This is a genomic window from Nonomuraea aurantiaca (assembly GCF_020215705.1).
In the GTDB taxonomy this organism is placed as follows: domain Bacteria; phylum Actinomycetota; class Actinomycetes; order Streptosporangiales; family Streptosporangiaceae; genus Nonomuraea; species Nonomuraea aurantiaca.
Genome location: NZ_JAIWNB010000052.1, coordinates 1 through 25,550 on the forward strand (window position 1 = coordinate 1; position 25,550 = coordinate 25,550).

Below are 25,550 nucleotides of genomic sequence, written 5' to 3' on the forward strand. Positions count from 1 at the left end.
GTGCCCCAATGGCCGAGCAGGCGGGGTTTGATGTGCTCCGGGGTCAATGGCGTCTTGAGCAGTGGATTGTCCAGTAGATAGATCTGGCCCACCGACAGATAGTTCGCCGCGCGCCAGTACGCATCGACCTGACTGAGTACGTCCATCAGTGCTCCTTACGTCAGTGGGATCGACGCCGATCAGGCGCCGCCCCACATCGGGACTTCGATGACGTCGTCGTGCTTCCAGGTGAGCTCGTCGTGGACGGCGACGACGCCGTCGATGCTCTCGGCCATGCGGACGGCGGCGATGGCTTCGGTGTGCCTGCTGACGATCCCGTTCAGCGTGACGACGCCTTCGGTCACCTCGATGTCCAGGCCCTTTGGGTCGGTCCACATGGCGCTGGTCGGGATCCCGGCCAGTACCAGCGCCCGGATCTCCTCGTCGGCGCGGAGGAAGACCTTGAGCAGGTCACGGCGGCTGACGATGCCGACGAGCCTGCCGTCCGCGTCGACGACGGGCAGGCGCTTGACGCCATAGCGGTCCATCAGCCGGGCGGCCGCCACGACGGGGGAGTCGGGTGTGGTGACGTGGGCGGAGGCGGTCATCAGCTCGCCGGCGGTCTCGCCGAGCGCCTTGTAGGAGCCGGTGCCCTCGCTGCCCATGGCGTGGCGGATGCGGGCGCGTAGTGGCGGCCGGTAGGCGTCGTCGTAGTAGAGCTCTTTGAATTCCTCCTTGGCCAGCAGGTCGGCCTCGGATACGACGCCGAGCACGTGGTTGTCGTCGTCGAGTACGGGCACGCCGCTGACGGCTTTGCTGATGAGCAGGTCGGCGACGGTGCGGAAGGACGCTTTGTGGTTGACGGCGGTGACGTCGGTGGTCATCACGTCCGCGACGGTCGTTCTCATGGCGATCACCTCAGGTGTCTGACCCGGACGATGCCGGGCACAGTGCGGGCGAGCACGTCGGCGATGTGGTCGGCGTGCTGGTGGGGTGGCCCGCTCAGCTGGGCCACGCCGTCGCGGACGGCGACGTCCCAGCTGGGGCCGAAGGGGTAGTGCTCGCGCAGCGCGGCGATCACGTCCTGGCGCAGTTGCTCGTCCGGGCGGGCGAGCATGGCCAGCAGGTCGCGGCGGCTGACCATGCCCACGACCCGCTCACCCTGTACGACCGGCAAACTCTTGATCCGCTTGCCCACCATCAGATCGATGGCCGCGGTGACGTCGGTGGTCTCGGTCACCGTGACGACCTGGCGGGTCATGATCTCCATGACCTGTCGGGGCGGCGGTTCGGCAGACGGATCGACGGGCCGTACCGATGCTCGCGGGTCGGGTTCGAACTCGCCGCGCAGCAGGTCGAGCTCGCTGACGACGCCGACCAGGCGGTCGGCGTCGTCGACGACGGGGGCGGCGGTGATGCCGTGGCCGTGCAGCTCCCGGATGGCCTGCCGAACCGGATCGGTGCGGCGTACGGTGATGGCCGGACTGCTCATGACCTCGCGCACGAGCATGGTTATCGGGCCTCCCACGTGGAGTCGTCGTGTTCCCAGGTGAGCTCGTCGATGACGTCGACCACGCCGTTGACGCGGCCGGTCATGCGCATCCGGCCGCTCAGTGTCACCACGCCCTGGCGTACCTGGACGACGACGGCGGAGGTGTCCACCCACAGCCCTCGGTCGAGGATGTCCTCGCGCACCTCGGCGGCGATGTCACCGGCGGCTTTCTGCCTGCCTTTGGGGTGGCGCAGCCGGGCGCGCAGCGGCGGCTGGTAGCCCTCGCGGTAGAACTGCTCGCGGAACTCCTCCTTGCGCAGCAGGTCGGCCTCCGACACCATGCCGACGACGTGGCCGTCGTCGTCGACCACCGGGACGGCGCTGATGCCGCCGGCGATCAGGGTCTCGGCGATGTCCTTGAACGGGGTGCTCACGGTGACCGTGACGACCTTGGCGGTCATCACGTCGGCGACGGTCCTGCGCTTCACGGCTCAGCCCTTCTCGTCCGCTGCTGTCATACCTTCAGCACAGCCCCGCGGCAGCGCGCCTGGTAGGGCCGTAAGTCCCGAACGGGGTGGTCGTTGGTCAGCGCAGGCGGCGCAGCAGCGGAGACTGCGGTGGAGCGCAGGGCGCGATCCTGATCCGCACGTCCACCGTCGTGGCGCCGTCGGCCGTGACGATGACCGGGTTGAGGTCGAGCTCGGCCACCTCGGGCAGGTCTTCGAGCAGCTTGCTCACCCGTACGAGCTGGTCGGCCAGGGCATCCACCCGGACGAGCGGCGAGCCGCGGTAGCCGTGCAGCAGCGGCGAGCAGCGCAGCTCCTCGATCATCTCGGCGGCGTCGGTGACCGGGGGGACCCGGAAGGCGCGGTCGGCCAGCAGCTCCGCTGTCACACCGCCCATCCCGACCATGGCCAGCGGCCCGAACGCAGGGTAGTTGACGCCGCCGATGATGATCTCGACCCCACCGGGCAGCATCGGCTGGAGGACCGCGCCGGTCATATCCGAGCCGATGCGTGACGACATTTCGTGATACGCCTGCCGTACCTCCTCGGCTGTCCGCAGGTTCAGGCGGACGCCGCCGACGTCGCTCTTGTGCACGGGACCTGCGGCCTTGAGTACGGCCGGCAGCCCGAGACGGACGGCGGCCTCGGCGGCGTCATCCGGCCCGCTCACATCCGCGGACTCCACCAGGCTCAGGCCGTAGCAGGCGAGCAGCCGGAGAGCGGCTGTGGGGGAGAGCCAGCGGCCGTCCGGGGCCAGGGCCAGCTCGGCGTGGACGATCTGCCGTGCGGCGGCGGTGTCGGCGGACGGAGGTTCGGCGGCGGGCACGGCCGGGCGCGCCCGGCATTCGGCGTAGCGCACTACGTGGGCGAGCGCCTCGACGGCCTGCTCCGGGAACGCGTAGGTGGGAACCCGGCCGTTGATCAGCCCGTCATGGCCGACGACGCAGGCCAGCACGGTTGTGGCGGCGTCCTTGGTCGCGGCGGCGATGGCCTGACGGGTCTCCTCCAGACCGGAGCCGAACGGCGGGGTGTAGATGATGAGCACCACGTCCACGTCGGAAGCCTCGACGAGCGCCTTGACAGCTCCACCGATCTCGTCGGCGGTCGCGTCGGCGGTGAGGTCCACGGGATTGCCGAGCGCGGCGGCGGTGCGGGCCGCCAGCAGCCCAGAGGGCAGCTCGGGTACGACCAGACCGTGCCCCTCGCAGGCGTCGGCGGCCATCGCCTCCGGCCCGCCGGAGTTGCCGACGATCGCCACGCGGCGACCCTTGGGGAGGGGCTGGCAGGCCAGCAGCCGGGCGGTGTCGATCAGGTCGCGCACGCTGTCGAGCCTGATCACCCCGCAGGCGCGGGCGAGCGCGTCCACCGCCACGTCCGGAGTGGCCGCCGCCGCGGTGTGCGAACGGACAGCCCGGTCGCCCGCGCCCGAGCGGCCGCTCTTGACCAGCAGGATCGGCTTCTTGGCCGCGACGCGGCGGGCGATGCGGGCGAACTTGCGCGGGTTGCCGAACGACTCCAGGTAGAGCGCGATCACGTCGGTGTGCTCGTCGTCCTCCCAGTACTCCAGCAGGTCGTTGCCGCTGACGTCGGCCTTGTTGCCGACCGAGACGAACGACGAGACCTCCAGCCGTTCCAGCAGCGCGGCGCCCACCGCACCCGATTGCGACATCAGCGCGACGCGGCCGGCGGCGGGGGAGCGCGGCAGGAAGCTGGCATTGAGGCGGACGGCGGTGTTGACGATGCCCAGGCAGTTCGGGCCGACCAGCCGCATCCCGGCGGTGCGGCAGATCTTCAGAAGGTCCGCCTCCACGTCGCCCTGCCCGCTCTCGGCGAACCCGGACGTCAGCACGACGAGCCCGGCCACTCCCGCCTCGGCGCAGTCACGGGCCACCTCCAGCACATGTCTGGCGGGAACGGCCACGACGGCCAGATCTACGTCATCGGGAACCCTCGCGTGGCAGGTCAACCCGGCCACCACGGCCGCGTTGGGGTTGACCGGGAAGAGCGGCCCGCTGAAGCCGCCGTCGATCAGGTTGCGCAGCACCCGGTGTCCCACGCCTGACGGGTCGCGCCCGGCGCCGATCACCGCCACGGACCGCGGTTCCAGCACGCGGGTCAGCGAGGCCCGCTCGGCCTCGTGATCACGCGCCTCGACGCCCGCCGCCAACCGTGCCGTCGGTCGTGAGGCGATGCTGAGGTGCAACGTGCCGCCATCGCAGTGCCGCGTCATGTCCAGGCCGAGATCGCGCAGGACATTGATCATCGGCCGGTTCTCGGCGAGCACGTCGGCCACCAGTTCGCGTACGCCATGACCGCCCGCCTCCAGAGCCACGTGCTCCAGCAGCAGCGTGCCGAGCCCGTGGCCGTGTACGGCGTCGTCCAGGAGGATCGCCAGGTCGGCGCTGCCGTCCCGGGTGGGGATGTATTCGGCGACGGCGACCAGCCGCCCTCGCATGGTGGCCACCAGCGCGTGACCGCCGTACTTCTCCGCGGTGATGCGGTCCATATAGGAGTGGGCGGTGTTGCGGCCGCCGGTGAAGAAACGCAGGTAGGCCGACCGTTCCGAGGAGCGGTCCACCAGCCTGTGCAGGGCTTGGCGGTCGGTGGGGAGAAGTGGGCGCACGTGGGCGATGCCGCCGTCACGCAACAGCACGTCATAGCCGTCAGGCATGGTGGGTCTCCAGTTCGCCGGCCGGGCGACGCGGTGGACGGGCCCCGTACGGGCCATAACCGAGTCGGATGATCATTTGGGGGTGGCCGCGCCGGTGACGCGGGTCCCTGCGGTGGCGCATGTCGCGCAGGTCCAGCGGCTGGTTGAGGAACGACGCCGACAGTCCGCGCGCGGTGGCCACCACCCAACACGCGTTGTAGCGCCTGTCCGGCTCGCAGCCAGTCGAGCGGTCGATCGCCGGGAGTGGTGAGCGCCGCGGCAAACTGATCTCCTTACCGGACACGGCGAAGCGCCACGGCTGGGTGTTGTGCACGGAAGGCGCCTGACCGGCTGCGATGAGCAGCCGCCTGACGCCGAGTTCGGCGGCGAGTGATGGGGACATGACGCACCTCCCGCCACCCACGCTGTCGCAGGTGCCGCGCCCTCCGGCAGTGCCGTACGGCCTCGGCCTTCGTGCCGAAGGTCCCGGCAGTCCGTGGCGAGCGTTCAACGAGGGCTGATGCCTCTAATGGGGTGGGACCTTCGGCCCTGCCCGGCCGCCTTGCCGATGTGATGCGCTGGTGTCATCACCGAGTGGAGGTGCTGTCATGGTCGTCACTCGTACGGCGCAGCATCGGGAGCGTGCCATCCAGGCGGCGTTGCAGGCCGCTCGCTGGGCTCCTTCCGTGCACAACACGCAGCCTTGGTCTTTCGGCGTGCACGGTGAGGAGATCAGTTTGCGGGCCGACACCGCCAGGAAGCTGCTCGTCGGTGACAGTGCCGGCAGGGAGTTGCTGATCAGTTGCGGGGCCGCCCTTTTTACCGTCCGTACGGCGCTGCGTTGTGCGGGTTATGAGCCGTCCGTGCGGGTGCTGCCGGACCCGGACCGTCCCTCGCTGCTGGCCACGATCAGGCTGGGAGCGGAGGTGGAGGCCGATGAGGACACGCGGGCGCTCGGCGGGGAGATCGAGCGGCGCCGGACTCACAGGGCGGGGTTCACCGATCTGCCCGTGCCTGAGCGGCTGGTCGAAGGGCTGGTCAAGGACGCGAGGTGTGAGGGGGCCAGGCTGACGCCGGTCGGTTCGGTGGCCGCGGTGGGCATCATCGCGGCGCTCACCCAGGCGGCGCAGGCGGCGCAGTCGCAGGACCGGGTGCTCAGCCTGGAGGTGATCCGCTGGGCGCGGCCGCCGGGCAGCGCCCGCAAGGACGGGGTGCCGGCCGAGGGCTACCCGCGCCGGGCGGCCCGGACGGACCCGGACTTCCCGCAGCGTGACTACGCCTGGCGCCACGATTGGGGCAGCCAGGCCGATCAGTGTGCTTCCACGACCACCGAAGTCGTGGCACTGCTCACCACCCCGGGCGACACCCGGCAGGAGTGGATCGCGACGGGACAGGCATTGCAGAGCGTCCTTCTGCATGCCTCCGCCTACGGTGTCAGCGCCGCCTTCCACACCCAGGCGTTGGAGATGTACCACCTGCGCGAGTTCCTCAGGCAGGAGCTGTGCTCGCAGGAGTACCCACAGATGATCATGCGGCTGGGCATCACCTTCGACGACAAGGAATCCGTCCGTCGGCCACTGTCCGACATGCTGGAGTAGGAGCCGAGCGCTTATCGACCCGTGGGTGATGGTCGTGGGCGCGTCTCGGTGTAACACTGATCTTTATGATGGAAGGCGAGCATCGCCCGTTGATGCCGAATATGCGGCTGGATGAGTTGCTGGCCGAGCTGCAGGTGCGGCTGAATGCCGTGCTGGCCACCCGCGACAGGGCGCACGCGCTGCTGGAAGCCGTCGTGTCGGTGGGCAGCGACCTGGATCTGGAGACGGTGCTGCGCCGGATCGTGGAGACCGCGACCAAGTTGGTGGACGCCAGTTATGGTGCGCTGGGCGTGGTCGGGCAGGAGAACACGCTCCTGCAGTTCATCCCGGTCGGCTTGAGCGAGGAGGAGATCGCCCGCATCGAGCACTGGCCGCACGGGCTCGGCCTGCTCGGGCTGCTGATCAAGGATGCCCGGCCGCTGCGCCTCGGCCGTATCTCCGACCACCCGGAATCCTATGGGTTCCCTCCCGGGCACCCGCCGATGGGCACCTTCCTCGGCGTGCCGGTACGGGTGCGCGATGAGGTGTTCGGCAACCTGTATCTGACCGAGAAGCGCGGCGGCGGCGAGTTCGATGAGGAGGACGAGGCGATCGTCATCGCGCTGGCCACCGCCGCCGGTGTCGCGGTGGAGAACGCCCGGCTGTTCGAGGAGACCCGGCGGCGCGAGACCTGGCTGCAGGCCTCCTCCGAGGTCACCACCAGCCTGCTGTCCGGGGCCGACCCGCGCGAGGTGCTCACCCTGCTGGCGGCCCGCGCCCGTCAGATGAGCGACGCCGACCTCGTGAAGATCCTCATGCCGGAGGCGGGCGGCCGGTCCCTGGTGGTGGAGTACGTCGATGGCGAGCACGCCGAGCAGGTGGCGGGCCTGACCTTCGATCTGGCGTCCACCGCGGCCGGTCAGGTTTACACCCGCGGCGAGGCGGTTTCGGCGCAGGAGCTGCACGAGACGAACTCACCGTTGCGTCATTTGGGCTTCGGCCCCGAGCTGCTGATGCCCCTGGGCGTGGGGGAGAAGGTGCGCGGTGTGGTGGCGGTGGCGAAACGGTCGGGCCGGTTGCCGTTCAGCGCGGCGGACCTGCGCATGCTGGGGGCGTTCGCCGGGCAGGCCGCTATCGCGCTTGAGCTGGCCGAGGCCCGCCGGGACGCCGAACGCCTCGGCCTGCTCGAAGATCGCGATCGTATCGCCAAGGATCTGCACGATGTGGTCATCCAGCGGCTGTTCGCGATCGCGATGACGCTGATGAGCACGGTCCGGCTGGTGGACAAGCCTGAGGTGTCGAGCCGGATGCGGCATGCGATCGACGAGTTGGACGAGACCATCCGGCAGATCCGTTCGACCATCTTCGCCCTGCAGGGGCCGCGCGAGACGGGTGGGCCGAGCCTGCGGGCGCAGATCGTGGAGTTGGTGGAATCGGCTCGTGGCCATCTCGGCTTCATGCCAGGCCTGCTGATGGAGGGCCAGCTCGACAACCGCGTGCCTGAACCCGTCGCCGAGCATCTGCTGGCCGTCCTGCGCGAAGCGCTGTCCAACGTGGTCCGCCACGCCAAGGCCTCCAAAGCTGATGTTTCCGTCGAAGTGGCGGATGACGTTCTCACGCTGGCCGTTCAGGACAACGGCGTCGGACTGCCCGCCGGTGGCAGGCGAAGCGGCCTGCGCAACCTGCAGGAGCGTGCCACCGCGCTCGGGGGGTCCTTCGACGTCATCTCTCCAGAGGCCGGGGGGACCGCTCTTCGCTGGAGTGTTCCTCTCTGATGCGCTCAGATTCGCCGTCGCACTTAGGACGAAGGCCCGTCAGTCGCGCCGATCCGTCCGCAATCGTGCCGACAGCGCCGCCGCCTGGGTGCGGCGTTGCATGTCGAGTTTGGACAGCAGGTTGGACACGTAGTTCTTGACCGTTTTCTCGGCCAGGAACATCCGCTCGCCGATCTGCCGGTTCGTCAGCCCCTCGCCGATGAGGTCGAGGATGTTGCGCTCCTGATCGGACAGCGCGGCCAGCGGGTCCTTCCTGGTGGCCTGCTCTCGCAGCCGCTGCAGCATCGCCGCGGTGGTCTGCGGATCGAGCAGCGACTGCCCCGAGGCGACGGTGCGTACGGCGCCCACCAGGTCGGAGCCGTGGATCTGCTTGAGCACGTAGCCGGCCGCGCCCGCCATCACCGCCTCGAACAGCGCGTCGTCGTCGGCGTAGGAGGTCAGCATCAGGCACGCCAGCCGCGGCAGCCTGGAGCGGGCCTCGCGGCACACGTCCACGCCGTTGCCGTCGGGCAGCCGCACGTCCAGCACCGCCACGTCCGGCTTGAGCGCCGGGATGCGGGCGATCGCCGACTCCGCGGTCCCGGCCTCGCCGATCACCTCTATGTCGTCCTCGGAGTCCAGCAGGGCGGCCACGCCCCGCCGTACCACCTCATGATCGTCGACGAGGAACACACGAATCATGCTCCGACGTTAACCGGTTCAGCCCACCACAAGAAAGGGGCCAAAGCCCCTATTCAGCACAGCGGTTTCCCTGAGATGACGAGTTCGTTCCTCCGAGCCCTTCTCAGGTTCGGCGGCTTTCGTCCGAGAGGCATTCGGTGCCAGGCCGCCGCGGCGGCGCTGGTGCGAGTAGGCCACGCGCGTACTCCGGTACTCGCCGGGCAGGCGAGTCAGGACGGTCTACGGTCGCCACCGCCGAGGGCGATCGGCAGCCGTTACGGGACTTTGGTCCCTAAACCGTCAGATAGGGTGCTGACAGGCTGACGGTATGAAACTCGACTCGGCCGGCCTGCAGGTGCTCTCCCACGAGGAGTGCATGCGCCTGCTGCCCTCCCGCCCGATCGGGCGGATCGTCTTCACCGACAGCGCCCTGCCGGCCGTACAACCGGTCAACTTCTGCCTGGACGGGGAGGACATCGTCATCCGCACGGCGGCCGGTTCTAAGCTGGCCGCCGCCACACGCCATGCGGTTGTGGCCTTCGAGGTGGACGACTTCGACTCAGTGGAGCGCACGGGCTGGTCGGTCACCGTCGTGGGGCTGGCTCGTGTAGCCGACGATCCTGCACAGATCGCCCTGCTGGAAAGCCTGCGGCTGACGCCGTGGACACGCAGCCCCGACCACTTCATCGTCATCACCACGGTGGAGGCCACCGGCCGGCGCATCCAGCGGCCCGCCTGACCGTCCAGATCCGGCAAGCAGCTCGCCGACGGTCAGCTTGTCGATGATGTCGACGACGCCATTGACGCGGTGGGCCATGCGTGTGGCGAGCATGGTTTCGCCGCGTCGGTCCATCCAGCCGCTCAGTGTTACCACCCCTCGGTCGACGTGTACGGCAACGCCTGAGGTCTCCATGCACAACGAGCCCTCCAGAACCTCTTCGCGGATCTCGCGGGCGATGTCATGAGCTCGGCGGCCGTGTCACCCACCGCCTTCCGCCGGAGGCTGCCTCCTTCCTGTGCCATCAGATGACGTAGCCGTGCGCGCAGCGGCGGTTGGTAGGCGTCGCCGTAATACTGTTCGCGGAACTCCTCCTTGCACAGCAGGTCCGCCTCGGACACGACGCCGAGGACGTAGTTGCTCTCGTGAACCACCGGCACGGCGCTGAAGCCGTGCGTTATGAGCGCCTCGGCGATGTCCTTGAACGACGTTCTGCTGTTGACCGAGACGACCTGCGCGGTCATGACGTCTTGCACCGTGGTCCGCATGATGGACCCTTCTTCGGATGTCGTCTCGATCCCACCGCATTGCGCTCCGGACCGATAGGGGCGGAAGTCCCGGGGCGCCCGGTCCTTGGTCCGTACGGGCGCTGCGGTGACGGTGCGGATCTCCCCGAGACCGGCGTGGCCGTACGAAGTGCCGAAAGTCCCGCCATGACGGGTCGTACGGCACTGCCCGCCGATCACCGGAGACGGCGTGATCGAGGTGTGAGAAGAGCAGCCAATCCGCACTGAAAGGGGGCCGTCATGGCCACTACCCGTTCAACCCCCATGAACGTCGACACGAGGGACAGCGCCACTCGCCCGGTCGATTATGTCTGGGCGATCGCCCGGATCTCGATCGGCTGGATCTTCCTGTGGGCGTTTCTGGACAAGACCTTCGGCTGGGGCTTCGCCACCCCGGCCAACCGCGCCTGGATCTCCGGCGGCAGCCCCACCACCGGCTTCCTCAAGGGGACCGGCGAGAACGCGCTCGGCGGCTTGTTCTCCGGCCTGGCCGGACAGCCCTGGGTGGACTGGCTGTTCATGCTCGGCCTGCTCGGCATCGGCGCCGCACTCATCCTCGGCGTCGGCCTCCGGATCGCCGCCATCACTGGCAGCCTCATGCTGGTCCTCATGTGGGCCGCCGAACTACCCCTGGCCAACAACCCCTTCATGGACGAACACATCGTCTACGCCATCGTCCTGGTCGGCCTCGCCCTCGCAGGCGCCGGCACCACCCTCGGACTCGGCAAGCTTCCCATCGTCCAGCGCAACCCGTACCTCAAGTAGCGGGCCCGTCGATGCCCACCCTCCAGCCCGAGGGCGGGCATCGCACTGTGTCGGCACCTACCCGCTCACGGATCGGGGTACAACGGCGGGCCGCCCGGGGACCTTGTGCCCTGACCGCCGCACCGGCACGGGACGACGTTGGGGGCACATCGACACGTGCAGAGGTGGAGACGGTCATGGCCGATCACATGAGCCCGCTGGATGCGGTATTCCTGGATCTCGAAGACGCGGAACCCGAGGTGTCCCTGGCGACCGCATCGATTGTCGTCTTCGAAGGACCTGCGCCCGCCACGGAGAAGTTCCTCACGGCCATGGGAACCAGGCTTCGGCTGATGCCGCGCTATCACCAGAAGGCTCGCCAGGTGCCGCTCGACCTCGGCTCGCCGGTCTGGGCGGACGACCCGCTGATCCTGGCCGCCGGCGCGCTGCGCGACCTGCTCCTCAATCCGGTCGAACAGGCGCGCATGATCGGCAGGGCGCTGGCCGCACCACGCGCCACCATCCGGCGCGTCGCGGAAACCGCGCGTGGTCTGATCGCTCTGACCGGCGCGCTGCGGCCCGCGAACGCCTCCACCCTGACCGGCCCGATCAGTGCGTACCGGCGTTACGCCGTGGCCCGCGCGTCGCTGACCGACGTCAAGAAGATCGCCCAACGGGCGGACACCACCTTCGACGACGTGGCACTGTCCGCGATCAGCGGCGGTTTCCGCCACCTGCTGCTCCAGCGCGGTGAGGAGCCGCACGCGCGCGCGGTGCGTTCGCTGGTCCCGGTGTCGGGACGTGCCCGCGGGGAGGAGGGCGGGCGCGAGAACCGGGTTTCTCTGATGCCGGCGTTCCTGCCGGTGCACGTGGCCGATCCCGTCGAGCGGCTGCGCGTCGTGCATGAGCACCTCGTCGAGTTGAAGGCGAGCGGACAGGCCCAGGTGGCGGAGGCGATGGCCGCACTGGCCGGGCACGAGCCGTTCCCGCCCATCTCCTGGGGGTTGCGGCTGGCCGCGCACCTGCCGCAGCGCCACATCGTCACGGTCACCACCGACGTGCCCGGGCCGCCCGAGCCGCTGTACCTGCTCGGCCGGCGGGTGCTGGAGATCCTCCCGTACGTCCCGATCGCCTTGCGGCTGCGTACCGGCGTGTCGATCTGCACGTACGGTGATCAGGTCGCTTTCGGCGTCACCGGCGACTACGACGCGGTGCCCGAGGTCGAGCCGCTCGCCCGCACCATCGAGAACGAACTCCAAGCGCTGAGTCTCGCTTACCGCCCAAACCCCGCCCTGCCGGCGGTCACGCCGCTGCGTCCCAAGGGTGCCCGGCCGCGAAGGGTGGCCAAGCATCCATCGACCGGCACGAAGGCGAAGGCGGCGGACCGCCGGCCGAGGTAGCCGGAAGGAGAGGTCCATGTTCGACCTCGGTCGCCGAGAGCCGCAACGCCGGTAAGCCGATCTGGGGCACAGTGGCGGCGTCGCGCTCGCCGTGGACGACGTAGGTGACCAGCCGATTACGGGTCCTGGGCATGGTCGGAAGGACGACGTGCCGGCGCGGTTCATCCCGGTGGGAGTCGCCCGAGCCGTTCGCCGTAGGCGCGGGCGAGGCTGCGTACCGCTGCTGATACGCGCCGCCCGAAGGCACACAGGCTGGCCTCACCCATGACCCGGCGCAGCCTCGCGGCCCGCCCAGGCGTCCGCCCGCAAGGGGGCGGGACTGCCGTTAGCGCCGGTGACGGCCGGGCTCACCATGTGCGGCTCGGCACGGCCGAATCCGCGAGTTCGGTAATGTCGTGCTGCGTGACGAGGGCCAGCCTCTCGGCGAGATCCGCCAGGGCGCGTGAGGTCGCCAGCTCGTCGCCGATCTCGGGCTCGGCGGGCTCGGCCGGGTCGCGGGTCACGCGCGGGATTGATCACTGTGGCCGGGCTGGTGGGCATGGGCGGGGGCGCCTGGTGGGAGGGGCTGTGGCGGGCGGGAGCGGTGCAGGATCCGATCAAGCCGGACGGCGGCGTAGCCGAGGGTGGACAGCGCGGTGACGATCAGCAGGTCGCCCAGGGGCAGTGGTTCGGTGCCGAGCAGCTCGCGCAGCGGCGGCATGTACAGTCCGGCGAGCTGCAGGACGAACGCGCCGGCGACGGCGAACAGCAGCATCGGGTTGGCCAGCGAGCCGGGCCTGGTGCGGGAGCCGAGCGCGACGCCGAGTTGGGTGGCGCCGAGGGCGAAGAAGGCCATGCTCTGCCACGGACGTCCCGTCAGGTCGGCCCAGAGGGCGACGCCCAGGGTGACGGCGGTCAGGACGACGGCGATCCGGATCACGCGCTGCCACAGCCCGGCGCCGAGGATGCTCTGGGTGGGGGGCCGGGGTGGGGTGGTCATGGCTCCGGGCACGGTCGGTTCGCCGCCGAGGGCCACGCCCGGCAGTCCATGGGTGAGCAGGTTGATCCACAAGATCTGGGCGGGAAGCAGGGGGAGCGCGAGGCCGACGAACGGCCCCAGCAGCATCACCGCGATCTCGGCGGCTCCGCCCGAGAGGCCGTAGACCAGGAACCGGCGGATGTTGGCGTAGACCCGGCGGCCCTCCTCGACGGCCGCGACGACGGTGTCCAGGTTGTCGTCGGCGAGTACGAGGTCGGCGGCCTGGCGGGCGACTTCGGTGCCGCGTTTGCCCATGGCCACGCCGATGTCGGCGCGTCGTAGCGCCGGTCCGTCGTTGACGCCGTCGCCCGTCATGGCGAGGGTCTCGCCGCGATCCCGCAGTTCCTGGATGATTTCGAGCTTCTGTTCCGGGGTGGCCCGGGCATACACTCCGGCCGCGGCCTGATCGGGTGCTGCGGGGTCGCGGCAGTCCACGACCGGGTCGCCGGCGGCGATGATGCCCAGATCGGTGGCGACGGCGCGTGCGGTCCCGGGGTGATCGCCGGTGATGAGGAGCGGTCTGATTCCGGCCTGCTTGCAGGCGGCGATCGCGGCGGCCGCCGCGGGACGCGGCGGATCCAGGATCGCGACCAGTCCGAGCAACGACAAGCCGCTCTCCCACACTGTTTCTGGAACAGTGTCCAGATCGGTGCTCGCCACCGCCAGGACCCGGTATCCGGCCTGGGCGAGCTGCTCGGCCCGTTCGGCCGCGCGGGCCAGCAGCACGGGATCGTCGACCAGGACAGGCGGGTGGAGCAGCGCTTCGGGTGCTCCCTTGCAGATCACCCGGCCATGTCCGCCGGGCAGGCGGTGCACGGTGCTCATCCGCTTGCGTTCGCTGTCGAAGGGACGCTCGGCGACGCGCGGGAAGCGCCCCTGCAGTTCCTCGCGGTCCAGGTCGAGCTTGGCGGCGGCGGCGAGCAGGGCCGCCTCGGTCGGGTCGCCGAGCGCCGTCCACTCCTCGCCGGTGTCCTGCGGCGGTGACAGCCGCGAGTCGTTGCACAGTACGGTCGCCGTCAGCAGGTCGGTGAGGCCCGCGCCGCCGAGGGAGCCGTCGGCTACGACCTCGCCGTCGGGTGCGTATCCGGAGCCGGTTATCGTGGCCTCTCCCGTAGGGGTCCAGAGGTGCCGGGTGACCATCCGGCCCTCGGTGAGGGTCCCGGTCTTGTCGGTGGCGAGCACGGTCACCGAGCCCAGCGTCTCCACGGCGGACAGCCTGCGTACGAGAGCATTGCGCGCGGCCATCCGGCGAGCGCCCAACGCCAGGCTCAAGGTCACAACGGCGGGCAGCGACTCGGGCACGGCCGCGACCACCAGACTGATCGCGGTCACCACCATCAGCTCGACCGGCTGCCCGCGGACCAGTCCCAGGGCCAGCACCACCGCGGACAGCAACACCGTGATGCCGGCCAGCAGGCGCCCCACCCCCATCAGCCGCCGTTGCAACGGCGTCAGGCCGGCTCCCTTGACCATCATGGACGCGATACGGCCGCTCGCGCTGGCCGCCCCGACGGCAGTGACCACCGCCCGGCCACGTCCTCTGACCACGACGGTGCCCGAGGAGACCGGGTCGTCGCCGGCCTTGTCCACCGGCGCCGACTCACCGGTCAAGGACGACTCGTCGATGAGCAACGCCGCCGACTCCACCACCGTGGCGTCGGCCACGATGATGTCGCCTTCGGCCAGCACCAGCAGGTCTCCCACGACGACATCGGCCGCCGGAACCTGCGCCTGGGACCCGTCCCGGATCACCCGGGCCACCGGCGCCGTGAGCTGTGACAACGCCGTGATGGCCCGGTCGGCGCGCACCTCCTGCGCGACCCCGACGGAGGTGTTGACCACGACCACGAGCATGATGACGGCGGTGTCGGTCCAGTCGCCCGTGACGATGGTCAACGCCGCCGCCACGAGCAGAACGACGATCAGCGGATCGCGAAGCTGGGCCATCACCCGCCGCCACAACGGAACGGGCGGCTTCTGCGGGAGCAGGTTGGCCCCATCCCGCTCCAGACGCACGGCCGCCTCCGCCGCCGACAACCCAGAGGGCGCGGGAATCACCATGTCTTCCTCTCTGACCTGCTGTCTTCGGGTCGGCCGCATCGGGGGCGCCGCATCATTTCCCCTACCTGTTTTCGCACGGGATGAACAGTCGAACCAGAAGCGAAGGTCCCATCCGGACAGGGCCGAATGGCAGGCATCTCGTACCCCGTCTTCATCTGATCTAGCAGAGCGTGAGGTGAAAGGGCAGGTCAGGACTGTGGTCGACGGTGTGTGGCGATCGCAGGTGGAGCGGCGGCGTGACGGGACAGGTGCCGAGGGGCCGTGGACAAGGATCTGGTCGCCGCGCACCTCGCTGGACGTGTCGGCCGGGGGCCGAAGATCAACATTGTCAGCGCATTCAGCCGCGCAACGGAACGTCCCGCGGCCGGCGGACGCCTGGCTTGGTCCGCGCCGGTCGTGCCCACGGGTCGAGCCGGTCGTGGTGACTTAGGTCATACTGCTCCGGGTCGTTCGCCCCGGGTACGCGAAGAAGATCGGAGAGAGGGTGAGGTCACCACCAGATCCTGAGCGGACAAGGGTGATCGAAATGTCTGTTTTCCTGGGTATGACGCACGCCGAGAATGACTCCCTCAGCGAGACGTACTTCGCGAGAGCGGCCGGTGCGCTGGATGTGCACCGCGCGGGTTCGGAGCACGCCTGCCTCTCCTGTGCCGCCGCATGGCCGTGTGCACCCGCGTTAGCCGCAGCCTTCATGCTCGATCTGCACACCGCCTGATGAACATCGAGGTTGGGAAGGTGCCCACATGCGTGCAGGTAACGCACCGTGGCGGCCTGGGCGTGAGCTTCGACGAGATTGGTGTCACTGGTGCCCTTTTCGACAGGCACCTCAGGACAGACTTCTGAGAGCCGAAGGTCCCCGCTGTGGAGACTTCTGGCCCTGGTGGATACCGACCAGACCCTCCAGAAATGGAGGCGAGTGATTACCACCGTCTTGTACCCGGAGAAGAGGAGAACGCCATGAAGGCCGCAGTGGGTGATCGGCTGATCGTGGAGGCCACGCGCGGCACCAGCACCCGCCCCGAAGGATTCATCATGAAGGTGAACCACCTGGACGGCTCCCCGCCCTACCTGGTCCGCTGGCTGACACCGAACGCGAGACCCTCGTCTTCCCCGGCCGCGACGCACGAGTGGTCCAAGCCGCGCGATGACCAGTGCCGGTGAGCCGTTGGATGCGGCGCTGCTGCGGCCAGGGAGGTTCGACCGGCAGGTCTCCCGTACGGTCGGCTCGGGGTAGGCGACGGGCGCCTCGACCAGATAACCGACCTTGGCCCGTTGAGGCCGAGCAGGGCGTAGATCCGTCCCGGCTGCTGTCTCGGAGGGTCTCGGAGGAGAGGTTCACGAACGATCCCAGATGACAGGCAGTTCCAGGATGTCGTCTTCCTGCCAGGTGAGGGCTTTCTGGACGTCGACGATCCCGTCCAGTCCTTCGGTCGTGCAGACGGCGGTGGCCGCCTCGCTGCGCTTGCCCGTGTGGCCGGACAGCGTGACGATGCCGTTGTGGACCTCGACGATGATCCCGTCGCGGTCGTTCCACCGGGCATGCGATGGGATGCCTTCGACGACGCGCCGCCTGATCTCGTCATCGTCGCGCAGGTACATCCTGAGCAGGTCCCGTCTGCTGACGATGCCTTGCAGCCTTCCCTCGGCATCGACCACGATCAGCCGCTTGACGCCGCACTCGTCCATGATGCGGGCGGCCTTGGAGGTCGAGGCGGATGCGGTGACGGTCACTGCGGGCGTGGTCATCAGGTCGGCTGCGGTATCCCCTGCGGCCTTCCTTCTCCCATTCTCCACCTGACCGGTCATCCGCCGGCGCATCCGGGCGTACAGCGGCGGCTGGTAGCTTTCGCCGTAGTACTGCTCCCGGAACTCCTCCTTGCGCATCAGGTCTCCTTCGGACACCACGCCAAGGACCTGCTCATCGCGGTCCACCACGGGCACGGCGCTTATGCCCTTCGCCACCAAAACCTCGGCGACGTCCTTGAACAAGGTGTCCGCCATGACCGAGGTGACCTGGGTGGTCATGACGTCCCTCACTGTGATCCGCATCGTGGACCCTCCTTCCGATCCTCCCTTCCATGAGATCGCCATCCGCGGGCGCCATCGTAGGGGCGAAAGCCCCTGGCCCTGCCTGCTTTGGAAACGCCGAAAGTCCCACGTCGGCGCACGGCCGGCGCCTCTGCTGCCGATCAACCCACGAGGCCGAGGGAGGGACGCGGCTGCGCCGGCGAATGCCTCTGTGAGGTTGGGCCCATCAGAGCATGACCAAGGTCCCTAGGCCGCGGATGCGGCTCCGGAAACCATCGGAGGGGAGTGTCGCCCGGCTCTTGCGACCCGCGGGCGATGCCACCGCCAACGGCCGTTTCACGCGGTGCAGGCGGACAGGTAGAGGAGGGTTCGATGAGGGAGACGAAACGCCGGGACGTGATGCCGGCCCAAGCCGATGTGGACCGCGCCGGCGCCGGCGACCTGTTCAACCTCGCAGTCGACGTCGGTCCCGTTCCTGTGCAGGTCGGCGCGTGCCTGATCCTCGATACCGGACCCCGCTTCGACCTGAAGCGGGCGCGGCGGCTCATCGCCGAGCGCGTCGGTACGGTGCCGCGGCTGCGGCAACGGCTGGTGCCGGCCCCGCCAGGGTGCGGCCGGCCGCTTTGGATCGACGATCCGGCCTTCGACATCGACCACCACCTCCATGCCATGGCATGCCCGCCGCCCGGCGACGATGACGCTCTGCTCGACCTTGCTGCCGCGGTGATCGGCCTGCCGCTCGCGCCGGCGAAGTCCTTGTGGTCGGTGACCCTGGTGACCGGCCTGGCCGGCCATCGGCTCGGGATGATCGCCTGCTTCCACCACGTGCTCGCCGACGGCCTCGGTGGTCTGGCCGTGCTCGGCTGTCTTGTGGACGGCACTCCCACGCCGGTGTCGCGGGCGTTCCCCTTCCCAGCACCGTCACTTCGCCGGATCGCCGCCGACGCGTGGACCGCCCGGTTGCGCATGCTCGCCCGTCTGCCTCAAGCCGGACGCGCCATCAAGCGCGCCGCCACCGAGCTCGGAGCTCCGCGGAGGGTGGCGCGCTGCTCGCTGAACGAGCCCGTCGGTGCGGAACAGCACATCGCGACGGTCGCCGCGCGACTCGACGACGTCCGCCGGTTCGCACACGCCCACGGCGGCACCGTCAACGACGCCATGCTGGCCGTGATCACCGGTGCCGTGCGCACGCTGCTGCACGGCCGCGGTGAGAACATCCCCGACTTGGTGGTCTCCGTACCGGTGTCGGCACGGGGAACCGCCACGACGGCCCGGCTCGGCAACCAGATCGGGGTCATGCCCGTCCGCCTGCCCACCGAAGGCGACCTCGGACAACGGCTCGAACGGATCGCGACGATCACCCGGGTCAGAAAGTCGGCAACTTCGGCAGCCTCGGCCGACCTGCTCGCCAACGCAGGACGCCTGCTCGCCCGCCTGCACCTGGTGGGCCGGCTGTTCGAGCACCAGCGCCTCATCCACACCGTGGTGACCAACCTGCGCGGGCCGGATGAGCCGCTGTCCTTCGGCGGCGCGGGCGTTCTCACGATCATCCCGATCTCCCTCGCCCGGGGAAACGTGACCGTGGCCTTCAGCGTGCTCTCCTACGCGGGCACCCTGGTCATCACGATTGTGGCCGACGCCGGCCGGACACCGGACCTGCCCGTCCTCACCGGCGCGCTGCGGGAGGAACTGACGGTGATGCGTCGCACCGGTCCCGGAGTGGATAGGGACCAAGGTCCTGGCGCATCGGTGGCTTAAGCCTCGGTACCTGAACCGCCGGTGCTGGTGTGCTGGTGGTGATCGTACGAGAGGGAGATCACCATGCCCGTCACACCATTACCGCGACGCCGCAAGCTGGGTCCGTGGATGGCGACCGCGCTGGTCGTCGGGAACATGATCGGCTCGGGCGTGTTCCTGCTGCCCGCCTCGCTGGCCGCTTTCGGCAGCGCGAGCCTGCTGGCCTGGGTGCTCACCTCGGCGGGCGCGTTGCTGCTCGCTCTGGTCTTCGCCAGGCTCGGCCGCGCCTACCCCCAAACCGGCGGCCCCTACGCCTACGCCCGCCGTGCTTTTGGCGACTTCATCGGGTTCCAGACGGCCTGGGGGTACTGGATCGCGGTCTGGGTGGGCAACGCCGCCATCGCGGTGGCGTTCGTCAGCTATCTCGGCTACTTCTGGCCCGCGCTGACCGATACCGCGCTGACCGCCTCGGGGCTGGCACTGGCGGCCGTCTGGTTGCTGACCGCGGTCAACATCCGGGGCGTGCGGCAGGGCGGCTGGGTACAGCTCGTCACCACCGTCGCCAAGCTCCTGCCACTGATCGGCCTGGCCGTGGCCGCGCCGTTCTTCATCGAAAGCGGCGACTTCACTCCGTTCAACCCCAGCGACCAGGGCACCTTCGGGGCCGTCACGGCCGCCGCGGCGCTTACTCTGTGGGCGTTCATCGGCATCGAGTCGGCCACCGTGCCCGCCGAGGACGTCGAGAACCCCGAGCGGACGATCCCACGGGCCACCGTGATCGGCACGATCGTCTCCGCCGCCGTCTACATCCTGGGCACCGTCGCGGTGTTCGCCGCCGTGCCCCGCACCCTGCTCGCCCAGTCCACGGCGCCGTTCGCGGACGCCGCCGAGGCGATGTTCGGCGGCTGGGCCGGCACCGCGGTCGCGATCGGCGCGATCATCAGCGCGTTCGGCGCGCTCAACGGCTGGATCATGCTGCAGGGGCAGGTGCCGCTGGCGGCCGCCCGCGACGGGCTGTTCCCGCAGGTGTTCGCCAAGCTGTCGCGCTGGGGCACCCCGGCCGTCGGGCTGATCGTCTCCAGCGTCCTGGTCACCGCCCTGATGGTGCTCAACTACAACGCCGGGCTGGTCGAGCAGTTCAACTTCGTGATCCTGCTGGCCACCCTCACGACCTTGATCCCGTACGCGTACGCGGCGGCCGCGCAGCTCATGCTGGCGCTCACCGACCGCGAGCACTTCTCCGGCAGGCGGCTGGCGGCCGACCTCACGATCGCGGGCCTGGCCTTCGCCTACGCGCTGTGGACGATCGCCGGATCGGGCTACGAGGTGGTCTACAAGGGGACGCTGCTGCTGCTCGCCGGTATCCCGGTCTACGTGTGGCTCAAGCACCGTGCCCACGACACCACGGTCCAGATCATTAGGAAGGCGGCATGACGGTGTTCCATGTCGACAGCGAGGTAGGCCGGTTACGGCAGGTCATCCTGCACCGGCCCGGGTTGGAACTGAAGCGGCTGACCCCCACCAACTGCGATGAGCTGCTCTTCGACGACGTGCTGTGGGTGACGCGCGCCCGCCAGGAACACGACGCCTTCGCCGACACCCTGCGCGAGCGCGGTGTCATCGTCCACCTGTTCGACGAACTGCTGGCCGAGACGCTCAAGCTGGATCAGGCCCGCGCGTGGGTGCTGGACCGCGTCGTCACCGAGGCCGCCTTCGGCCCCACCCTGGCGCCATCCCTGCGCGAGGCGCTGGAGGAGATGCCATCCGACGCTCTCGTACGACACCTCATCGGCGGGCTCACCAGGCGCGAACTCGGCCTGCGCATCGACAGCCTGCGCCTGGCGGGGCTCGGCGAGGACGACTTCGTCCTGCCGCCGCTGCCCAACCACCTGTTCACCCGCGACGCCTCCGCCTGGATCTATGGTGGCGTGTCCCTGCACCCGATGGCCAAGCCGGCTCGCCGCCGGGAGACCACGCATGTGGCCGCCGTGTACGCCTTCCATCCGTTGTTCGCGGGGAAGGCGCCGATCTGGTACCCGGCCGAGGCAGAGCAGCCCGCCACCATCGAGGGCGGCGACATCCACGTCGTCGGTGACGGCGCCGTCCTGGTCGGGATGAGCGAACGCACCACACCGCAGGCGATCGAGCTGCTGGCGCGGCGCCTGTTCGAGGCGGAGGTCGCCGAGCGCGTCATCGTTGCCGCCCTGCCGAGGAAGCGGGCGTTCATGCACCTGGACACCGTGATGACCATGGTCGATCGCGGCGTCTTCGTGGCTTACCCGGAGCTGCCGCCGCTGCGCTCGTTCACCCTCATCCCCGGCTTGCGGGTACGCGAGAACGACGACCTGTTCAAGGCAATCGGCACGATCAGTGTGTTGCGCGCGGAGCAGGACGTCTGGGCTGCCGAGCGCGAGCAGTGGGATGACGGCACCAACGTGCTGGCCATCGCCCCGGGCGTGGTCGTCGCCTACGAGCGCAACGTCACCACCAACACCATGCTCCGCGAGCACGGCATCGAGGTCATCACCATTCCCGGCGCCGAGCTCGGCCGCGGCCGAGGCGGCCCCCGCTGCATGAGCTGCCCCATCGAAAGGAGCCCGCTGTGAAGGACTTGCTGCGCGTCGCCGACCTGTCCCCGCACGACCTCGCCCACCTGCTCGACCGTGCCGAACACTGCGCACGCCAGCCCCTCGGCGCACGCGAACTGCTCAGCGGCCGGACCGTCCTGCTGTACTTCGCCAAACCGTCCACCCGCACCCGCATCTCCGCCGAGACCGCCGTGGTCCGTCTCGGCGGGACGCCGCTCACCGTCGGACCGGCCGAGCTGCAACTCGGCCGCGGCGAGACCATCGGCGACACCGCCCATGTCGTCAGTTCCTACGCCTCCGCCGTCGTCATCCGGACCTTCGCCGATGACGACGTGAGAGCCTTCGCCCGCTCGGCGCACGTCCCGGTGATCAACGCACTCACCGACGGCCACCACCCGCTGCAGGCGCTCGCCGACCTCATGACGCTCCGCGAGCACGTCGGCGACCTGCGAGGACGCAAGATCGCCTACGTCGGCGCCGCCACCAACGTCACGCACAGCCTCATGGAGGCCGCAGCGCTGGCCGGGCTGTCCATGGCCGTCGCAACCCCCGCCAGGTATGCGCCCGACCCGGCCGTCGAAGCCGTGGCCAGGAAACTGTCCACGGGCGGGGAACTGCTGCTCACCGACGATCCCCGTGAAGCGGTCGCGGGCGCGGACGCCGTCTACACCGACGTGTGGTTGTCCATGGGCGATGCGGCGGAGGAGAAGGCGGCGCGCGTCACCGCGCTTACCCCGTACCAGGTCACCGCCGGCCTGATGGCCGCCGCCCGCCCCGGCGCGATCTTCCTGCACTGCCTGCCCGCCCACCGTGGCGAGGAGGTCACGGCAGAGGTGATCGACGGCCCCGCGTCCCAGGTGTTCCACCAGGCGGCCAACCGGCTGCCCACGGCGCAGGCCGTACTCGAAGCACTGCTCAAGCGCGACCTGGCAGGGGCGTTGTGAGGATCGTCATCGCGCTCGGCGGGAACGCGCTGCTGCACCGCGGCGAACGCGCCGACGCCGCGACGCAGATCCGCAACGTCGCGACCGCCGCCGAGCAGATAGCGCGCGTGGCCGAGCGCCACCAGGTCGTCATCGTGCACGGCAACGGCCCCCAGGTGGGGCTGCTGGCCGAGGAGAGCGAGCGCGACCCCACGCTGGAGCGCGGCTACCCCCTGGACACCCTGGTGGCAGAGACGCAGGGCATGATCGGCTACTGGCTGGCGCGCAGCGTCGGCCGCCGCCTGCCCGACACCCAGGTGGCCGCGCTCATCACCCAGGTACGCGTGGACGCCGCCGATCCGGCCTTCGACCATCCCGAGAAGCCCATCGGACCGTACTATCCGGCGGCCGAAGCCGAGCGGCTGGCAGGACAGCGCGGCTGGACCTTCACCCAGGACCGGCACGGTATGCGGCGCGTCGTCCCCTCGCCACGGCCCATCGGGATCATCGAGCTGCCGATCATCCGGCGCCTGCTGGACGACGGTTGCCTGGTGATCGCGGGTGGGGGAGGCGGGGCGCCCGTCACGGCCGACCAGACGGGAGTGGAAGGCGTCGTGGACAAGGACCTGGTCGCCGCGCTCCTCGCCGAGCAGCTCGGGGCCGACCTGCTGGCCGTCCTCACCGACGTGCCCTACGTGTACGCCGAGTACGGAACGCCCCGCGAGCATCCCATCGTGCACGCCACGCTTGACGAGCTGGACGCCGGATCGTTCGCGGCCGGATCCATGCGGCCGAAGATCAAAGCTGTCTGCGCGTTCAGCAGCGCCACCGGACGACCCTCGGCCATCGGCGCCCTCGACGAACTGGAGGCGGTCGTGACCGGCGCCCGCGGCACTCGAATCCAGCCAGCACCTGCTCAATTCCACACCGGAGGCCCGAAATCCCCTGAAGACGAGGGACGCCCCCGAGCGGCACGGCCTGTCCGGGAGACGGTGAAAGGAGGGCGGTCAAGCGGAGGACACGAGGGGTCGAACTAGGCGTGGGGGGCTGCGACGCGCTCTGCTCGGATCCGTCAGCCAGGCCATGGGGCGCCACGCTCCCTGCCCCGTCGCGGTGATGCACGAACCGTCGAGGTGACCCGGTGCGGGGCTCGCCAGGTTCATGGCCGAGCAGAGCGCCGCACCGCGACCTTAGGCCCCGGTTGAGCGGTTCTTCCAACCTGGCCTCGACACGCACGGGATAAGGGTTCATCCATCCAGCCCATCATCCGGCGCACCAAGTGGCAGTTGCCGAAAGTCCTCAGTATGAGCGCTGTTGGACCTCTGTCGCGGCGGCTCACCGAGTCCGTGCCCTGCCCGCGACTTGCGCCAGATCCGCTGCCGCACGCCGCAGGACGTGGGGCTAGGTCACCCTGACGCACCTTGGCGGGCACGAACTCGGGCCGGGCCTCGCTCCATCCTCGCCTCCCGGCCGGAAAGGCCGAAAGCCTCCTTGAACAGGGACTTTCGCCGCTGTCGACGGGTGCGTTCCGTTGCGACCCTGACCTTGAGCGGAGGCTTCGCTCAAGGAGGAAGGCACTCAAGGAGGATGACATGGGAGTCATGAATTCCCCCGCCGGCCCTTGGAACGGATGGGGCCACATGTGGGGCAGTGGATCGGGATGGATGTGGGGCGGCTTCATGATGCTGTTCTGGATCGGCCTCATCGCTCTGGTGGTGTGGCTGGTCGCGCGGGCGTTCACAGGCCAGGACCTCAGATCGTCGCTTGAACGCTCTGGTCTCGAGCGGGCGCATGAGGTGCTCGCCGAGCGGTACGCCAGCGGCGAGATCTCCACCGATGAATACCGGGACAGGCTCGATCATCTCCACCATACGGGATAGCCCGGCAAGGACGTGGACGTGATCGTCCGGGTTTCCGCCTCAGGAGACGAGGAGTGAGATCGTCGCCGGTTCGACAGGTTGACCATCCCGGCCTGGCGGCGGGGCGGCTGGTGGCCTGGGCCGAATGGTGGGCTGAGGGCGATTTCACCCGGTTAAGCGTCGAGGACGCTGTGTTCCGATAGGGGTCGAAGGTCCCATCCGGGTGGGGACCGTGGCCTCTGAACGCCGAGGCCGGTCCGCCGGACGATGGTGGCATGAGAATCGGAATCAATGGATTCGGCAGGATCGGCCGGGCCGTCCTGCGTCGCGCGCTCCGCACCGACCTGGAGATCGTCGCCATCAACGACATCACCGAGGCGGCCGCACTGGCCCACCTGCTCAGGCACGACTCCACCTATGGCGCGCTCGACCTTCCCGTCGCCGCCTCCACCGACGCTCTGACCGTCAACGGTACGAGCATCGCGATCAGCGCCCACGCCGACCCCGCCGCGATCGACTGGCGTGCCCAGGGCGTGGAGCTGGTCATCGACGCCACCGGTCGCTTCCGGACCAGGGATGCGCTGGCCGGCCATCTGAAGGCGGGTGCCCGCAGGGTGCTGTTATCGGCTCCCGGCAAGGGCCTGGACGTCACCATCGTGCCCGGCGTCAACGACGCCGCCTACGACCCGGGCCCGGCACGAGATCGTCTCACTGGCCTCGTGCACCACCAACTGCGTCGCTCCCATGGTCAAGGTGCTTCACCAGAGCTTCGGCCTGGTGCGCGGGTTCATGACCACCATCCACGCCTACACCGGTGACCAGATGCTGCTGGACGGGCCGCACAAGGACCCGCGCAGAGCGCGTTCGGCCGCGGTGAACATCGTGCCGACCACCACCGGCGCGGCCCGCATGGTCGGCCAGGTGCTGCCCGAGCTGGACGGCAGGCTGGACGGCATCGCCATCAGGGTGCCCGTCGAAGACGGCTCGATCACCGACCTGAGCGCCCAGCTCTCCCGACCGGTCACCGCGCAGGAGGTCAACGACGCCTTCGCCACCGCTGCCGCGGGTGAGCTGCACGGCATCCTGCGCTACAGCACCGATCCGCTCGTCTCCCGCGACATCGTCGGTGACGCCGCCTCGTGCGTGTTCGATTCCGGGCTCACCCAGGCAGGCGGCGATCTGGTCAAGGTGTTCGGCTGGTACGACAACGAGTGGGGTTACGCCAACCGGCTGGTCGAAATGGCTCAGCGAACGGCATGACGCCGGAAG

Annotated in this window: 25 protein-coding genes and 2 pseudogenes; 15 read left to right on the forward strand and 12 right to left on the reverse strand. The window is 69.5% G+C overall.

Going from position 1 to position 25,550, the window contains the following annotated elements:
- The 6 genes from LDL49_RS53175 to LDL49_RS53200 all read right to left on the reverse strand — a co-directional run.
- Nucleotides 1–146 (reverse strand): phosphoketolase family protein (locus LDL49_RS53175; RefSeq protein WP_225302622.1); only part of this gene is annotated, 146 nt, incomplete at its 3' end.
- 33 nt (nt 147–179) lie between these two features.
- A complete protein-coding gene (locus LDL49_RS53180; protein WP_225302594.1) occupies nt 180–887 on the reverse strand; it encodes a CBS domain-containing protein in 708 nt (235 codons plus the stop codon).
- A gap of 5 nt (nt 888–892) precedes the next feature.
- On the reverse strand, nt 893–1,489 hold the full coding sequence (locus LDL49_RS53185; protein WP_225302595.1) for a CBS domain-containing protein: 597 nt from the start codon (nt 1,487–1,489) through the stop codon (nt 893–895).
- Between the two features lie 2 nt (nt 1,490–1,491).
- The gene (locus LDL49_RS53190; RefSeq protein ID WP_225302596.1) at nt 1,492–1,959 is read right to left on the reverse strand and encodes a CBS domain-containing protein; all 468 of its coding nucleotides are present in this window, start codon (nt 1,957–1,959) and stop codon (nt 1,492–1,494) included.
- Between the two features lie 97 nt (nt 1,960–2,056).
- Nucleotides 2,057–4,648: a bifunctional acetate--CoA ligase family protein/GNAT family N-acetyltransferase gene (locus LDL49_RS53195; protein WP_225302597.1), complete on the reverse strand. Its 2,592-nt coding sequence runs from the start codon at nt 4,646–4,648 to the stop codon at nt 2,057–2,059.
- Nucleotides 4,641–5,030 (reverse strand): hypothetical protein, encoded by a 390-nt coding sequence (locus tag LDL49_RS53200; protein WP_225302598.1) that lies wholly within the window; start codon nt 5,028–5,030, stop codon nt 4,641–4,643. The genes LDL49_RS53195 and LDL49_RS53200 overlap by 8 nt, the downstream gene beginning before the upstream one ends.
- Nucleotides 5,031–5,235: 205 nt before the next feature.
- Between LDL49_RS53200 and LDL49_RS53205 the strand changes: the two genes are divergently transcribed.
- Together LDL49_RS53205 and LDL49_RS53210 are read left to right on the forward strand one after the other, a co-directional pair.
- Nucleotides 5,236–6,225 (forward strand): Acg family FMN-binding oxidoreductase, encoded by a 990-nt coding sequence (locus LDL49_RS53205; protein ID WP_225302599.1) that lies wholly within the window; start codon nt 5,236–5,238, stop codon nt 6,223–6,225.
- Between the two features lie 65 nt (nt 6,226–6,290).
- The gene (locus tag LDL49_RS53210; protein WP_372470724.1) at nt 6,291–7,979 is read left to right on the forward strand and encodes a sensor histidine kinase; all 1,689 of its coding nucleotides are present in this window, start codon (nt 6,291–6,293) and stop codon (nt 7,977–7,979) included.
- A 39-nt stretch (nt 7,980–8,018) separates the two neighbouring features.
- Here LDL49_RS53210 and LDL49_RS53215 read toward each other — a convergent pair whose 3' ends face one another.
- Nucleotides 8,019–8,660: a response regulator transcription factor gene (locus LDL49_RS53215; protein ID WP_225302601.1), complete on the reverse strand. Its 642-nt coding sequence runs from the start codon at nt 8,658–8,660 to the stop codon at nt 8,019–8,021.
- 307 nt (nt 8,661–8,967) lie between these two features.
- Between LDL49_RS53215 and LDL49_RS53220 the strand changes: the two genes are divergently transcribed.
- Complete coding sequence (locus LDL49_RS53220; protein ID WP_225302602.1) at nt 8,968–9,378, forward strand: pyridoxamine 5'-phosphate oxidase family protein; 411 nt, start codon at nt 8,968–8,970, stop codon at nt 9,376–9,378.
- Nucleotides 9,379–9,462: 84 nt separating this feature from the next.
- Here the strand turns inward: LDL49_RS53220 and LDL49_RS57950 are convergent.
- Both LDL49_RS57950 and LDL49_RS53230 read right to left on the reverse strand, forming a co-directional pair.
- A pseudogene (locus tag LDL49_RS57950) lies at nt 9,463–9,540 on the reverse strand (CBS domain-containing protein); the annotation flags it as partial.
- Nucleotides 9,507–9,905: a CBS domain-containing protein gene (locus LDL49_RS53230; RefSeq protein ID WP_225302603.1), complete on the reverse strand. Its 399-nt coding sequence runs from the start codon at nt 9,903–9,905 to the stop codon at nt 9,507–9,509. The pseudogene LDL49_RS57950 and the gene LDL49_RS53230, both read right to left, overlap by 34 nt.
- Nucleotides 9,906–10,163: 258 nt before the next feature.
- Here LDL49_RS53230 and LDL49_RS53235 point away from each other — a divergent pair, with 258 nt between their 5' ends.
- Together LDL49_RS53235 and LDL49_RS53240 are read left to right on the forward strand one after the other, a co-directional pair.
- Nucleotides 10,164–10,688 (forward strand): DoxX family protein, encoded by a 525-nt coding sequence (locus LDL49_RS53235; RefSeq protein WP_225302604.1) that lies wholly within the window; start codon nt 10,164–10,166, stop codon nt 10,686–10,688.
- A gap of 176 nt (nt 10,689–10,864) precedes the next feature.
- Nucleotides 10,865–12,067: a WS/DGAT domain-containing protein gene (locus LDL49_RS53240; RefSeq protein WP_225302605.1), complete on the forward strand. Its 1,203-nt coding sequence runs from the start codon at nt 10,865–10,867 to the stop codon at nt 12,065–12,067.
- A 347-nt stretch (nt 12,068–12,414) separates the two neighbouring features.
- Here the strand turns inward: LDL49_RS53240 and LDL49_RS53245 are convergent, their stop codons facing one another.
- Both LDL49_RS53245 and LDL49_RS53250 read right to left on the reverse strand, forming a co-directional pair.
- Entirely contained in the window at nt 12,415–12,570 is a 156-nt protein-coding gene (locus LDL49_RS53245) for a dsRBD fold-containing protein (RefSeq protein ID WP_225302606.1), read from the reverse strand.
- Nucleotides 12,567–15,146 carry a cation-translocating P-type ATPase gene (locus LDL49_RS53250; protein WP_225302607.1) on the reverse strand — a complete coding sequence of 860 codons (2,580 nt, stop codon included), beginning with the start codon at nt 15,144–15,146 and terminating at the stop codon, nt 12,567–12,569. The genes LDL49_RS53245 and LDL49_RS53250 overlap by 4 nt, the downstream gene beginning before the upstream one ends.
- Nucleotides 15,147–15,672: 526 nt before the next feature.
- Between LDL49_RS53250 and LDL49_RS53255 the strand changes: the two genes are divergently transcribed.
- Nucleotides 15,673–15,861, forward strand: a complete 189-nt coding sequence (locus LDL49_RS53255; RefSeq protein WP_225302608.1) for a hypothetical protein — start codon at nt 15,673–15,675, stop codon at nt 15,859–15,861.
- Nucleotides 15,862–16,103: 242 nt separating this feature from the next.
- Complete coding sequence (locus LDL49_RS53260; RefSeq protein WP_225302609.1) at nt 16,104–16,307, forward strand: DUF1918 domain-containing protein; 204 nt, start codon at nt 16,104–16,106, stop codon at nt 16,305–16,307.
- A 174-nt stretch (nt 16,308–16,481) separates the two neighbouring features.
- Here the strand turns inward: LDL49_RS53260 and LDL49_RS53265 are convergent, their stop codons facing one another.
- On the reverse strand, nt 16,482–17,171 hold the full coding sequence (locus LDL49_RS53265) for a CBS domain-containing protein (RefSeq protein WP_263656667.1): 690 nt from the start codon (nt 17,169–17,171) through the stop codon (nt 16,482–16,484).
- 375 nt (nt 17,172–17,546) lie between these two features.
- Between LDL49_RS53265 and LDL49_RS53270 the strand changes: the two genes are divergently transcribed.
- The 8 genes and pseudogenes from LDL49_RS53270 (at nt 17,547) to gap (ending at nt 25,541) form a co-directional block, all read left to right on the forward strand.
- Nucleotides 17,547–18,932, forward strand: coding sequence for a wax ester/triacylglycerol synthase domain-containing protein (locus LDL49_RS53270; RefSeq protein WP_225302610.1), 1,386 nt, complete (start codon nt 17,547–17,549; stop codon nt 18,930–18,932).
- Between the two features lie 63 nt (nt 18,933–18,995).
- Nucleotides 18,996–20,345: an amino acid permease gene (locus LDL49_RS53275; RefSeq protein ID WP_225302611.1), complete on the forward strand. Its 1,350-nt coding sequence runs from the start codon at nt 18,996–18,998 to the stop codon at nt 20,343–20,345.
- On the forward strand, nt 20,342–21,517 hold the full coding sequence (locus LDL49_RS53280; protein ID WP_225302612.1) for an arginine deiminase: 1,176 nt from the start codon (nt 20,342–20,344) through the stop codon (nt 21,515–21,517). The genes LDL49_RS53275 and LDL49_RS53280 overlap by 4 nt, the downstream gene beginning before the upstream one ends.
- Nucleotides 21,514–22,443 (forward strand): ornithine carbamoyltransferase, encoded by a 930-nt coding sequence (gene argF, locus LDL49_RS53285; protein WP_225302613.1) that lies wholly within the window; start codon nt 21,514–21,516, stop codon nt 22,441–22,443. The genes LDL49_RS53280 and argF overlap by 4 nt, the downstream gene beginning before the upstream one ends.
- Nucleotides 22,440–23,459 (forward strand): carbamate kinase, encoded by a 1,020-nt coding sequence (locus tag LDL49_RS53290; RefSeq protein ID WP_225302614.1) that lies wholly within the window; start codon nt 22,440–22,442, stop codon nt 23,457–23,459. The genes argF and LDL49_RS53290 overlap by 4 nt, the downstream gene beginning before the upstream one ends.
- Before the next feature lie 22 nt (nt 23,460–23,481).
- Nucleotides 23,482–23,559, forward strand: a complete 78-nt coding sequence (locus tag LDL49_RS59615) for a universal stress protein (RefSeq protein ID WP_225302624.1) — start codon at nt 23,482–23,484, stop codon at nt 23,557–23,559.
- Between the two features lie 542 nt (nt 23,560–24,101).
- Entirely contained in the window at nt 24,102–24,302 is a 201-nt protein-coding gene (locus LDL49_RS53300; protein WP_225302615.1) for an SHOCT domain-containing protein, read from the forward strand.
- A 254-nt stretch (nt 24,303–24,556) separates the two neighbouring features.
- Nucleotides 24,557–25,541, forward strand: a pseudogene (gene gap / locus LDL49_RS53305) (type I glyceraldehyde-3-phosphate dehydrogenase).
- Nucleotides 25,542–25,550: the final 9 nt, after the last annotated feature.

What these genes read in the sequence shown, in the direction of transcription:
- LDL49_RS53215 (WP_225302601.1), bottom strand. Translation starts at nt 8,660, where the DNA reads ATGATTCGTGTGTTCCTCGTCGACGATCATGAGGTGGTACGGCGGGGC.
- LDL49_RS53195 (WP_225302597.1), bottom strand. Translation starts at nt 4,648, where the DNA reads ATGCCTGACGGCTATGACGTGCTGTTGCGTGACGGCGGCATCGCCCAC.
- LDL49_RS53280 (WP_225302612.1), top strand. Translation starts at nt 20,342, where the DNA reads ATGACGGTGTTCCATGTCGACAGCGAGGTAGGCCGGTTACGGCAGGTC.
- LDL49_RS53220 (WP_225302602.1), top strand. Translation starts at nt 8,968, where the DNA reads ATGAAACTCGACTCGGCCGGCCTGCAGGTGCTCTCCCACGAGGAGTGC.
- LDL49_RS53255 (WP_225302608.1), top strand. Translation starts at nt 15,673, where the DNA reads ATGTCTGTTTTCCTGGGTATGACGCACGCCGAGAATGACTCCCTCAGC.
- LDL49_RS53185 (WP_225302595.1), bottom strand. Translation starts at nt 1,489, where the DNA reads ATGCTCGTGCGCGAGGTCATGAGCAGTCCGGCCATCACCGTACGCCGC.
- LDL49_RS53240 (WP_225302605.1), top strand. Translation starts at nt 10,865, where the DNA reads ATGGCCGATCACATGAGCCCGCTGGATGCGGTATTCCTGGATCTCGAA.
- LDL49_RS53230 (WP_225302603.1), bottom strand. Translation starts at nt 9,905, where the DNA reads ATGCGGACCACGGTGCAAGACGTCATGACCGCGCAGGTCGTCTCGGTC.
- LDL49_RS53275 (WP_225302611.1), top strand. Translation starts at nt 18,996, where the DNA reads ATGCCCGTCACACCATTACCGCGACGCCGCAAGCTGGGTCCGTGGATG.
- LDL49_RS53200 (WP_225302598.1), bottom strand. Translation starts at nt 5,030, where the DNA reads ATGTCCCCATCACTCGCCGCCGAACTCGGCGTCAGGCGGCTGCTCATC.
- LDL49_RS53205 (WP_225302599.1), top strand. Translation starts at nt 5,236, where the DNA reads ATGGTCGTCACTCGTACGGCGCAGCATCGGGAGCGTGCCATCCAGGCG.
- LDL49_RS53210 (WP_372470724.1), top strand. Translation starts at nt 6,291, where the DNA reads ATGATGGAAGGCGAGCATCGCCCGTTGATGCCGAATATGCGGCTGGAT.
- LDL49_RS53235 (WP_225302604.1), top strand. Translation starts at nt 10,164, where the DNA reads ATGGCCACTACCCGTTCAACCCCCATGAACGTCGACACGAGGGACAGC.
- LDL49_RS53250 (WP_225302607.1), bottom strand. Translation starts at nt 15,146, where the DNA reads ATGGTGATTCCCGCGCCCTCTGGGTTGTCGGCGGCGGAGGCGGCCGTG.
- LDL49_RS53300 (WP_225302615.1), top strand. Translation starts at nt 24,102, where the DNA reads ATGATGCTGTTCTGGATCGGCCTCATCGCTCTGGTGGTGTGGCTGGTC.
- LDL49_RS53260 (WP_225302609.1), top strand. Translation starts at nt 16,104, where the DNA reads ATGAAGGCCGCAGTGGGTGATCGGCTGATCGTGGAGGCCACGCGCGGC.
- LDL49_RS53270 (WP_225302610.1), top strand. Translation starts at nt 17,547, where the DNA reads ATGAGGGAGACGAAACGCCGGGACGTGATGCCGGCCCAAGCCGATGTG.
- LDL49_RS53180 (WP_225302594.1), bottom strand. Translation starts at nt 887, where the DNA reads ATGAGAACGACCGTCGCGGACGTGATGACCACCGACGTCACCGCCGTC.
- LDL49_RS53265 (WP_263656667.1), bottom strand. Translation starts at nt 17,171, where the DNA reads ATGACCACCCAGGTCACCTCGGTCATGGCGGACACCTTGTTCAAGGAC.